The 11,934-nt window shown below is 43.8% G+C and carries 8 protein-coding genes; 6 read left to right on the forward strand and 2 right to left on the reverse strand.

What is annotated here, in order from left to right:
• Positions 1–2 precede the first annotated feature (2 nt).
• The gene (locus ACW6PM_RS07030) at positions 3–1,601 is read right to left on the reverse strand and encodes a potassium/proton antiporter (RefSeq protein WP_456056675.1); all 1,599 of its coding nucleotides are present in this window, start codon (positions 1,599–1,601) and stop codon (positions 3–5) included.
• A 259-nt stretch (positions 1,602–1,860) separates the two neighbouring features.
• Between ACW6PM_RS07030 and ACW6PM_RS07035 the strand changes: the two genes are divergently transcribed.
• Positions 1,861–3,162 (forward strand): SpoIVB peptidase S55 domain-containing protein, encoded by a 1,302-nt coding sequence (locus tag ACW6PM_RS07035; protein WP_456056676.1) that lies wholly within the window; start codon positions 1,861–1,863, stop codon positions 3,160–3,162.
• On the opposite strand, the gene ACW6PM_RS07040 is transcribed toward ACW6PM_RS07035, so the two are convergent.
• Positions 3,163–4,524 carry an MATE family efflux transporter gene (locus ACW6PM_RS07040; protein WP_456056677.1) on the reverse strand — a complete coding sequence of 454 codons (1,362 nt, stop codon included), beginning with the start codon at positions 4,522–4,524 and terminating at the stop codon, positions 3,163–3,165.
• Positions 4,525–4,719: 195 nt separating this feature from the next.
• On the opposite strand from ACW6PM_RS07040, the gene metF reads away from it, so the two are divergent.
• The 5 genes from metF (at position 4,720) to ACW6PM_RS07065 (ending at position 11,878) form a co-directional block, all read left to right on the forward strand.
• Complete coding sequence (metF, locus tag ACW6PM_RS07045; protein ID WP_456056678.1) at positions 4,720–5,586, forward strand: methylenetetrahydrofolate reductase [NAD(P)H]; 867 nt, start codon at positions 4,720–4,722, stop codon at positions 5,584–5,586.
• A 691-nt stretch (positions 5,587–6,277) separates the two neighbouring features.
• Positions 6,278–7,675 (forward strand): sodium-dependent transporter, encoded by a 1,398-nt coding sequence (locus ACW6PM_RS07050; RefSeq protein ID WP_456056679.1) that lies wholly within the window; start codon positions 6,278–6,280, stop codon positions 7,673–7,675.
• Between the two features lie 100 nt (positions 7,676–7,775).
• On the forward strand, positions 7,776–9,479 hold the full coding sequence (locus ACW6PM_RS07055) for a GspE/PulE family protein (protein WP_308650001.1): 1,704 nt from the start codon (positions 7,776–7,778) through the stop codon (positions 9,477–9,479).
• Positions 9,480–9,492: 13 nt separating this feature from the next.
• The gene (locus ACW6PM_RS07060) at positions 9,493–10,551 is read left to right on the forward strand and encodes a type IV pilus twitching motility protein PilT (RefSeq protein ID WP_456056680.1); all 1,059 of its coding nucleotides are present in this window, start codon (positions 9,493–9,495) and stop codon (positions 10,549–10,551) included.
• Positions 10,552–10,663: 112 nt separating this feature from the next.
• Positions 10,664–11,878 (forward strand): type II secretion system F family protein, encoded by a 1,215-nt coding sequence (locus ACW6PM_RS07065; RefSeq protein WP_456056681.1) that lies wholly within the window; start codon positions 10,664–10,666, stop codon positions 11,876–11,878.
• Positions 11,879–11,934: the final 56 nt, after the last annotated feature.

Genomic DNA, 11,934 nt, shown 5'->3' on the forward strand with positions numbered 1-11,934 from the left:
TATCAGTTTACGGCGCGGTTGATTACCAGTATATCACCGGTGGTCAGCCGTACGTTTCCGTTTGGGATGATTACCTGCCCGTTTCTTTGGATCATTATTATAATCTCATTGTGTTTTTTTGATATTTCAGACAGCAGTTTATTATTATATCTGCTGTCTTTTTCTATTATTTTTTCCACCAGCCTTATACCATGCACCTCATCAGGTGTGATGGCACTAAGCACGAGCACATCATTTTGCAGAATTATTGTTTCACCGTCCGGTATTATATTCTGCTCACCTCTTCGTATAAGCACAATCAGTGTCTCAGGAGGCAGCGTCAGGTCCTTTAGCTTGTGGCCGCACCACAGATGATTTTCCGGTATGGTAAGCTGTATGAACTGGATGTCTGCTTCCTCGGAGTAATCATTGAAGGTCTTCATTACATCGGCTGTTTTATCAAGCATGTCAAGCTTTCGTGATATCCATGGAAGCATTGAGCCTTGAAGCAGTATTGAAAAAAGTACTATCATAAATATTATGTGGAATGTGTCGAGGTCATCATTGGTGACGGTATATGCCATGATGGAAAACACTATGGATGCAGCTCCTCTTAAGCCGGACCATGAGACAAGCAGCTGCTGTTTTATTTTGCTGTGAAATGGTGTGAGCACAAGTGCGACAGAAAGAGGTCTTGCCACAAAGGTCAGCCACATAAATATTAAAAGTGCCGGTACTATGACGTGTGGCAGCTTTGATGGGAAAGAAAGCAGACCAAGTAGAAAGAAAATAAGCATCTGCATGAGTCCCGTTATGCCATCAAAGAAATTCACCAGATTCTTTTTATTTTCTATTTCTGTGTTACCGAGTATAATGCCGACTATATAGGCACTTAAGAAGCCGTTTCCGTCAAAGTAAGCAGGCAGGGCATACGATATCAGAGCAATTCCCACCATGAAAATCGCATCAAACCCTGCGCTTTTGAAGCATATATATCGAAGGAGCATGATGGAAAGCTTTGCAATCAGGATGCCGAAGATTATGCCGAAGGCAAGCTGCTTTACTATGAGTATGGCAATATTTCCCGCGCTTGCGCTACCCTGGGATACGGCTATAAAAGCAACTGTGAGCATATAGGCACATGGGTCATTACTACCGCTTTCCACTTCAAGAAGAGAGGCAGTATTGTATTTCAGATTCAGCTTTTTCGAACGCAGTATGGAGAAAACGCTCGCCGCATCAGTTGATGAAATCAGCGCACCGAGGAGAAAGCTTATTTCCCAGCTCATATTAAGGGCAAAGCGACAGAACAGCCCTGTGAGAAAGCATGTGATAATAACACCGATGGTGGACAAAAGCACAGACTTAACGGCAACAGCCTTTGCACGCTGCCAGTTGGTGCCAAAGCCACCGTAGAACATGATAAAAATAAGGGCGGTAGAGCATATCTGTTCGGCAAACGCATAATTATCGAAATCTATCTTCATGATGCCGTCAGAGCCAAAGAGCATGCCGAGCACGATAAAGGCTAAGAGCGCCGGAATACCTATGCGGTTTGAGACACGGTTTAGCAGGATACATAGGAAGATGACTATTGATGTGATTAGCAGGTATGTATTCATGAAATCCCTCCTTTATTAAATGGTGATTTAAGAATTGTAAAGCAATTGCTGTATTTATTTGTAACTGACAATATGGAAATTATATATGAAATTTATAATAAACATATAAATATAACGAAATTATATAGGAAAACACCTAAGCTGTCAAACTATATCGTTTTTTCTCAAAATGATTGGAATAGTTACAATGAGATAATAAGATAATAAAAGAATAAAAGAAAAATGACAGGCGCATACTAACCAAAATGGAGGTAACAGTATGCGGAAGTTTTTTGGAAAATTTGTGAGTGTCACTCTGGCGGCAGCAGTGATAGCTATGTTTGCGCTAAGCAGTGATGATAAGTGGTGCAGCAGGGTAGATAAGGCATTTGATGAGAGTGTTTTAGGCAGTTTTTTAAGCGAATCAAAGGGAGACTATGGGAGATATGCGACCGGTCTTTCAGGACAGACGGCGAGTGTATCGGCTGATTCGGGCGAGAATGGTGGAAATGACGGAAATGGTGGAACAGGACAAGTCATAGGACAGACAGCAGATACAGCATCAACTGACAGAGCTACTGACAGTGATTATCAAGAGACCGGAAAAATATGTGATAGCACAGGCGTTGAGGGTGTATATGCCTGCGGCAGACTGACCGGTATATATGAGCAGACAGAGGGAGTGCTTGTAGTGAATACGACAGAGGTGACGAACGAGGATGGCAAAAAAGTCAATCCGGCAGATAAAAAGGTGAAGTGCGGTGATTATATCATGTCTGTCAATGGGCGCACTGTGGCAGACAAGGAGGAGCTTTCTGAGGCTGTGAATGATATCATGAAGCAGTATGATGAAAGTAATGAAGATAAAAGTACCGTAAACATCAAATTTCTTAGAGGCGGTGAAGAAATGTCAGCGGATATCGCGCCTGTCAGGATGGACGATGGCAGATACTACATGGGAATATGGGTGAAGGATGATCTGGCGGGAATCGGTACTATCACTTATTATACAAAGGACGGTCGTTTTGGTGCGCTGGGACATGGAATAGGAGACGGAACACAAAGCGGCAATCTCTTGTATGCAAACAGCGGTGATTTGTACAGCATGAAGCTTACCAAAATCAAAAAGGGAAAGGCAGGCACGCCGGGAGAGATAGGCGGAGTGGTGTATTTTGGCAAAAAAAGTCATATAGGCACACTTGACTGCAATAGTAATCTGGGAATTTACGGACAGCTTGACAGTGATGAATTGTCGGAATATGCCGCAGAGGATACGTATTATCCGGTTGCAGACAAGGATGAGATACACACAGGCAGTGCACAGATGATATCGGAAATATCGGGAAAACTGGAAAAATATAATCTGGAAATAACAAATATAGACAAAAAGGCAACAGATACCAATAAGGGAATGGAGCTTAAGGTGACAGACGAAAGGCTGATAGAGCTTTCCGGTGGAATAGTGCAGGGCACATCCGGAAGCCCAATCATACAGGATGGCAAAATAATAGGAGCAGTCACCCATGTGTTTGTCGATGATCCGACAGGAGGCTATGGCATCTGTATTGATGAGATGCTGTAATTACTGCTCCATTTTGCGAAGCTCCGGCAGTACTGTACTAAGCATGGTTACAAAGCAGATGCTTCCGCCAATCACGTTTGATACAGGCTCTGCCATAAACACACCGTCCGTTCCCATGCCAAAGGAGTATGGCAGAATATATGTCAGCGGTACAACGATGAACACCTTGCGAAGCAGGGAGAAAAATATAGCCCGCTTCTTTTTGTTAAGTGATTTGAAGGTGGTCTGTCCGATGTACTGCAGATCCATAAATATGAATGCCGCAAAGTAGATATTTAAAGCCTTTACCGCATCATCCATGAGTGTGGCATCGGAGCTGAAAATTGCAATCAGGGCATGCGGAGCAAGTATGATTACGCTCCACATGATAGCTGTGTACAGAAGCACGAGCAGTCCCATAGTGAAAATGGATTTTCTCACCCGGGCAGGCCTTTTGGCGCCATAGTTGTAGCTTAAAACAGGAGACGAACCCTCCACGATAGCATAAATTGGAGTCTCTACCATCTGCCTGATGCTTGATACGATGGTCATTACCGATATGTACAAATCGCCACCGGTCACTGAAAGCACATTGTTGCAGCATATAGATACCAGACTGTTGGTGAGCTGCATGACACAGCCGGAGGTGCCTAGGCTTATGATATCCTTTGCATAGCGTGTATTTTCACTAAATTCAGAAGGATTCAAAAGACGCACCTTAAGCTCGGCATTTCTCCTAAGGAAGTGAAGCACAAAAAGTGCAGACAGAGTCTGTGAAAGGACTGTAGCAATAGCCGCTCCCTTGATGCCAAAATTAAATCCAAATATAAAAAGTGGATCCAAAACCAGATTGGCAACGGCTCCGATTGCCACGGACAGCATGCCTGTTGTGGAGTAGCCCTGAGCGTTGATAAATGGATTCATGCCTGTTGAAATCATGGATGGGAGTGTTCCAAGCAGATAAATCAGCAGGTATGGGAGAGCATATTTAAGTGCATTCTCAGATGCACCAAAGAGTATTAAAAGGGGCTTTGCAAAAATCATGCACAAAGCTGTAAAAATGACTGCAAATGTGCAGACCATTGTAAAGCTGGTATTCATTATAGTATTTGCGGCCCTGTCATCACTCATGCCTCTTTTTATTGAAAAAAGCGGAGCGCCGCCGCTGCCAAAGAGATTTGAGAAAGCGATTGTCAGCATTATAATAGGAAAGCAGAGCCCCACAGCACCGAGTGCAGTAGTTCCGACATCAGGTATGCGGGCGATGTATATGCGGTCCACTATGTTGTACAACAGGCTTAGAATCTGCGCTACCAGCATGGGAAGAGCCGCCTGCAATATGTTTTTCTTTATCGAGTCGTTATCGAAATCTATTTTTTTCATAAGGTACCTCTTTTGGATTTGCTTCGTTCATTATATCACCACATATAAAAAAATCAAAGGTTCAGCAAGTTTTGATATAGATTTTATTTATGACAAACTAGAAGAAAAATATATTTTACAATGACAAAAAACTACAGTAATATAAGGACTATATTATTACGAATTCTGAAATGATCATATATACCGGAGGATAACATGAAGATTACACAGATACATACAAACAAACCACAGTCACTTTCTTTTGAGATTTTTCCACCAAAGAAGGAGGAGGACTTTAAAAATATCGACGAGATGCTTGAGATACTCTGTGATTGTCATCCTGAGTACATCAGTGTGACTTTTGGCGCAGGCGGCAGCTCAAACAATAACAAGACAATAGAAATTGCAAAGAAGATAAAGAACCAGTACCATGTGGAGCCGGTAGTGCACCTTACATGTCTGTGCTATAACAAGGCAGAGATAGATGAGTTCACCAGACAGCTTTCATATGAGGGCATTGAGAATATCCTCGCTTTAAGAGGAGACAGAAATCCAAATGTGCCTGCAAAGGAGGATTTTCTCCATGCAAGCGATTTGATTAAATACATAAAGGATACCACAGGCAATCAGTTCTGTATCGCAGGTGCGTGCTACCCGGACATCCATCCGGAGGCAGGTAACAAGGTAGAGGATATTAAGAATCTTAAGAAAAAGGTTGATGCCGGAGCAGAGCTTCTTTTATCACAGCTCTTCTTTGACAATGATACCTTCTTCAATTTCGCTGAGGACTGCAGGCTTGCAGGTATCAATGTGCCTGTTATCCCGGGCATCATGCCTTGTATCAATGCGGCTCAGATTCAGAGAATGGTCACAATGTGCGGTGCTAAGTTCCCTGAGAAGTTCCAGAAGATTGTACACAGATACGGAGACAACAAGGCAGCACTTTTTGATGCCGGAATGTCTTACTGCGAGAGCCAGATAATTGAGCTTTTAGCTAATGATGTGGAGGGAATTCACCTTTATACTATGAACAATGTGAGAGTTGCAAAGCGTTTAACAGAGGGAATTAAGAACCTTATTTAGGACTTTTATTAGTACGGAACGCAAGCCCCGGGTACCACGGGCGCACACGTACTTCCGCCATCGCTACGCTATGTGGCTAAGATACTGTACGAAATTATGCTTGATGGTTTTCTATGCTTGACGAAACCGTCGAAACGCGCCTTCCGTGGCGCGGTTCTCCTCGCCCCTGCGTCCATGCAGGGGCGTTTCTGCGTCTTGTGGGCATAATTTCTACAGTATCTAAGCCGCTTCGCTATGCGCTCCGGCTGGAGTACGTGTGCGCCAGCGGTACCCGGGGCTTACGTTCCTTATGTTGTGGTGAATTTGCGTTACGTGTGGTGGCACATGGCAGGTGTCGTGAGAGCGAATAGCGGAGCTGTCTAGATACTGTTGAATTATGCCAGATGAAAATCAGAAATGTCCCGGCATGGATGCCGGGACAAGGAGCTATCGAGCCATGGAGGGCGAGTAGCGACGGTTTCGTCAAGTTATGAAAGTCTTTGAGGCATAATTCTTACAGTATCTTGACAGTGTAGCGTAGCACTCACGACATCTGCCATGTGCCACCACACTGCAAATTCGAATAAATAATATCAACCGTTGCAAAATGTACTCCGGATGATTATAATAGGTATATTAGATTTGTAAATGGAAACAATGTCCATATTAAATCGAAATTAAACTATATAATTATATAAGGAGACACTAGAAAATGAAAGAAAAATCAAGAAGCACTTTTTCCGGCAATATTGGGTTCGTTCTTGCGGCAGCCGGCAGTGCGGTAGGACTTGGAAATATATGGAGGTTTCCGTATCTGGCAGCAAAGGACGGAGGAGGACTTTTTCTGCTGGTGTATCTGATACTTGTTCTGACCTTTGGTTTTACATTGCTTACCACTGAGATTGCAATAGGCCGTAAGACCGGACAGGGACCGCTCACAGCGTATGGTCTTATCAATCCAAAGGGCAAGTTTATCGGTGTGCTGGCGTGCACAGTACCGGCTATTATTCTGCCTTACTACTGTACTATAGGTGGATGGGTTTTAAAGTACTTTACACTTTTCATTACAGGAAGCGGCAAGAATGCGGTTGCTGACGGATATTTCACAGGCTTTATCACAGGCCAGTGGGCACCGATCATATTTGGAGTGGTTTATCTGCTTTTGACAGCAGCTATTGTCATTGGCGGAGTCAATAAAGGTATCGAGCGATTCAGCAAGGTGCTTATGCCTATCCTTGTTGTGCTTATATTTGCTATAGGTATTTTCTCACTGACGCTCAACCATAAGGATGCATCGGGCGCAGTAAGAAATGGTCTTGAGGGACTTAAGATATATGTGATTCCGGATTTCAAGGGGATTACAATGCAAAAGCTTGTCACAGTATTTGTTGATGCGCTCGGTCAGCTTTTTTACTCAATCAGTGTTGCTATGGGAATCATGGTTGCATACGGCTCGTATGTCAAGAAGGAATCAAAGCTCATGGGTTCAATCAACCAGATAGAGATTTTTGATACACTTGTTGCATTCCTTGCAGGTCTTATGATCATTCCGGCAGTATATGTATTCATGGGTCGTGACGGCATGTCAGCAGGACCGGGGCTTATGTTTATATCACTTCCAAAGGTATTTGATGCAATGGGAATAGCAGGAGATATTGTAGGCCTGATATTCTTCATGATAGTTGCATTTGCGGCAGTTACATCGTCTGTATCTATTATGGAGGCTATTGTATCGAGTCTTATAGACAGATTCCACTGGAGCCGCAGGAAAAGTGCCATTCTGGTCACAGTATATGGCCTTATCGCAGAGATAATAGTCTGCCTCGGCTACAATAAGCTCTATATGGAGGTTAAGCTTCCAAACGGAACAGTCGGACAGATACTTGATATCATGGACTATGTCAGCAACAATGTGCTCATGCCAATCGTCGCACTTGCTACATGTATCCTCATCGGCTGGATTGTAAGTCCAAAGGTGATAATAGATGAGGTGACACGCGGAGGCAGCAAATTTACCAGAAAAGGGCTTTATATAATCATGGTTAAATTTATTGCACCGGCATTCCTGCTTATATTATTGTTGCAGGCACTCGGAATCGTTACTTTTTAGTATTTAATTAAATTTATTGTATATTTTATATAAATACCCTTGAAATACAGCCATCATAATGGTAGTATTTTACTAAATGATGAAAGAGGGGGGAGCCACTATGGCTTTTAGACGTGAGAAAAAGCGTATCGGTGATATGCTTATAAATGAAAATGTAATTACTCAGGAGCAGCTTGAAAAAGCCCTGCCTATAGCTAAAGAACGGCATAAGAAGATAGGAGAAACGCTCATTGAGCTGGGGTTCACCAATGAGCTTGAGATAGCAAAGGCATTGTCACAGCAGCTGGGACTTGAGCTTGTGAATGTGAGCGCAATCAACATACCTGAGGAGGTGCAAAATCTTGTCAGTGAGACAGTGCTCAGAAAGCATGTCATGATACCATATGCCTTTGACAAGAATAATGCCAATATAGTGCATGTGGCCATGGCTGATCCTATGGATATGGTGGCGCTTGATGATTTTTCAATCGTTACAAATCTGCAGGCTGAGCCTGCGGTAGCAACAGGCAGAGACATACTTTTGACGCTCGACAAATATTATGGTGATACAGAGGCCATGAAGGCGGCTCAGGAGTATGCGAGGGAGAGAAAAGAGCGTGAGCAGAAAAATGCCGAGGCTGAGGAAGCTACCAGCAAGGATGTAAACAATTCGCCGGTCGTTCTGCTTGTCAACTCTATCATTGAGCAGGCAGCCAGACTCAGAGCATCAGATATACATATAGAGGCACTGGAAAACAAAGTCAGGGTGCGATACAGAATTGATGGTGCGCTTTATGAGAAGGCGGCATATAGTATACATCTGCTTTCTGCAATTATTACACGACTTAAAATCATAGGCGGTATGGATATTTCCGAGAAGCGTAAGCCACAGGACGGCCGTATCACTATGGAGATAGACAAGACAGAGTATGATATCCGAGTTTCAATCCTTCCGACAGTATTCGGTGAGAAGTGCGTTATGCGACTTGCGCAGAAAAAGGCACTTACAAGAGATAAAAAGGAACTGGGATTTTCGGATGACGAGCTTAAGGCCTTTGATCATATACTGATGAATACAAACGGCATCATACTTGTTACAGGACCTACAGGAAGTGGTAAGTCAACCACACTATACACGGCACTTTCTGAGCTCAACAGGGAGGATGTAAATATCATCACGGTTGAGGATCCGGTCGAGGCCAATATAGACGGAATCAACCAGGTACAGGTAAATAACAAGGCGGATCTGACATTTGCATCAGCACTTCGTTCCATTCTGCGACAGGATCCGGATATCATTATGATCGGTGAGATCCGAGATCAGGAGACAGCACAGATTGCAGTACAGGCTTCAATCACAGGACATCTTGTGGTCAGCACACTGCATACCAACAGCTCGGCAAGTACTATTTCACGACTGGAGGACATGGGAGTGGAAAGCTACCTGCTTGCGGATTCGGTAAAGGGAATAATTGCACAGCGACTTGTAAGAAGGCTCTGTCCGGCATGCAAGAGAGAGCATCTGCTGACAGAGGATGAGAAGGCCTTTATGAATATACCGGCATTCCGCCCGGTAAAGATTTATGAGCCATGTGGCTGTGAAAAATGTGCCAATACAGGCTACAAGGGACGAATCGGTATATATGAGATAATGACCATAACACCAAAGCTCAAATCACTTATTTCAAAGGGTGTTGACATCGAGGACATAAATAAGGCTGCATGTGATGAGGGCATGCATACGCTTAGACAGAGTGCAGAAAAGCTTGTACTTGAAGGAGTTACTTCATACCAGGAAATGTTAAAGACAACGTTCGAAAACTAAGGGGGAAAAGAAAATGCAGATAGTAGACATTTTAAAAGCAGCACAGCAACAGAATTCATCGGATATACATATCGCGCCGGGAAATCCGGTTATGCTTAGAATTGACGGAACACTTGTACCGCAGGGCAATCAGGTACTCACCAATGTTGAGACGGACAACCTGCTTTCTCCGATTGTTCCGCAGGAGCTTAAAGAGGAGCTAAAGGAAAAGGGAGAGCTTGATTTCGCCTTTTCGGTGGAAGGCTTTTCACGAGTCAGAGCCAATGTGTTCAGACAGAGAGGCTCATATGCGGCAGCACTTCGTATTCTCTCATATGATGTGCCAACACCACAGCAGCTTGGCATACCGCAGTCGGTTGTAAATCTGACCACAAAGATGAGAGGACTAGTCCTCGTGACAGGAGCTACAGGAAGTGGTAAGTCAACTACGCTGGCAAGTCTTATAGATGTCATTGCATCAAGAGATTCCAAAAATATAATCACGCTTGAAGATCCTATCGAGTACCTGCACTCAAGGAGACGCTCAATAGTGGCGCAGAGAGAGGTTGGAAAGGATACACTCTCATATGCTGCAGCTTTAAGAGCTGCACTGCGACAGGATCCGGATGTAATACTTGTAGGAGAGATGCGAGATCTTGAAACTATATCTACAGCTATTACAGCAGCGGAGACAGGACATCTTGTATTTTCTACACTGCATACCAACAGTTCATCTGACGCAATTGACCGTATGATTGATGTTTTCCCACCGCATCAGCAGCAGCAGATACGAGTACAGCTCTCAGGAGTTTTGGAGGGAATTGTTGCACAGCATCTGCTTCCAATGGTAAATGGCGGACGAATTGCAGCCTTTGAGGTGCTTCTTGCCAATAATGCCATCAGAAACTTGATTCGTGAGGCGAAAGCATTTCAGATTCCATCTATCATACAGACATCAAAGAGAGAGGGTATGATGATGATGGATGACTGTATTTTACAGTATTACAGTCAGGGGCTTATAGCACCGGAGACAGCGGTGGCATATGCACATGATCCGGTAGGCATGGCCAGCCGTGTGCACCTTTACTATTGATAGTATAATCGTATGTATTTTACTATTATGGTATAATGTTGTGGAGTCTTAAATAAATTATGATTTAATTTATCCGGAGGCTGCACAGTATAGGGATAAGGAGGAGAAGAAAGTGGCTGACTGGACATATCAGATTATAGACCAGAGCGGAAAAGAAAGAAAAGGAAATATAGTAGCCGAGTCAGAAGCAGAGGCAAAAAATAAGCTTAAGATGGATGGCAACATGGTCATAAGCCTCACCAAGGCAACAGCATTGACCAAGGAAATCTCATTCAGCGTAGGAGGAAAGGTAAAGCCGAGAGATTTATCGGTATTCTGCCGTCAGTTCACCAGTATGGTCAATGCCGGTGTTACTATCCTTGATACATTGGACATGCTATCTGATCAGACTGAAAATAAGGTCATGGCCAAGGCTATCAGAGGTGTTCATGCCGAGATTCAAAAAGGTGAGACTCTCTCGGATGGCCTCAAAAAATACCCGAATGTTTTCCCTGATATCATGGTGAGCATGGTTGCAGCAGGAGAAGCATCCGGCAAGATTGATGTAGCCTTTGAAAGAATGTCTGCGCACTTCGAGAAATCAGCAAAGCTCAACGGCATGATAAAAAAAGCGGCAGTTTATCCGATTATTGTTGTGATTGTAGCTATTGCGGTTGTTATTGTAATGCTTGTAAAGGTTATACCGAGCTACTCAGAAATGTTCAATGACCTGGGCACAGAGCTTCCGGGCATCACAAAGGCAGTTGTTGCGATGAGTGATTTCGTCACCGGATACTGGTATATTGTGCTTGCTGTCATAGCAGCGATTGTTATAGCCATCAAGCTTTACAAGCAGACTGAAAGCGGCCAGATGTTCTTTGGAAATCTCGCCAGAAAGGTGCCTATTTTCGGAAAGCTGAACATCAAGACAGCAGCCAGCAACTACGCGCGTACACTTTCCACACTTGTGTACTCAGGACTTCCGATGATAGAAGCTCTTGGCATCACTGCTGACACCATGAAGAATGCCGTTTACAAAAAGGCTCTGAAAAATGCGAGGGAAGAAGTAAGTAAGGGTGTTCCGTTGTCTGAGCCAATCACAGCATGCGGACTGTTTCCGCCTATGGTTTCACATATGACTAAAATCGGTGAGGAGACCGGTGATCTCGAGGGTATGCTTACCCGACTGGCAGACTACTATGATGAGGAAGTTGAGATGGCTACCCAGACAGTTATGGCAGCTATTGAGCCTATGATTATCCTTGTTCTGGCACTTATTGTTGGTGTGCTTGTGGCAGCCGTTATGGCTCCTATGCTTACCATGTATCAGGCTATGGACAGCTTATAAAATGAAAAAGAAGCAGGCTTTGAGTGTGAAATTCAAAGGCTGCTTTTTTTGTGCAG

It is taken from the genome of Agathobacter sp., from assembly GCF_977054825.1.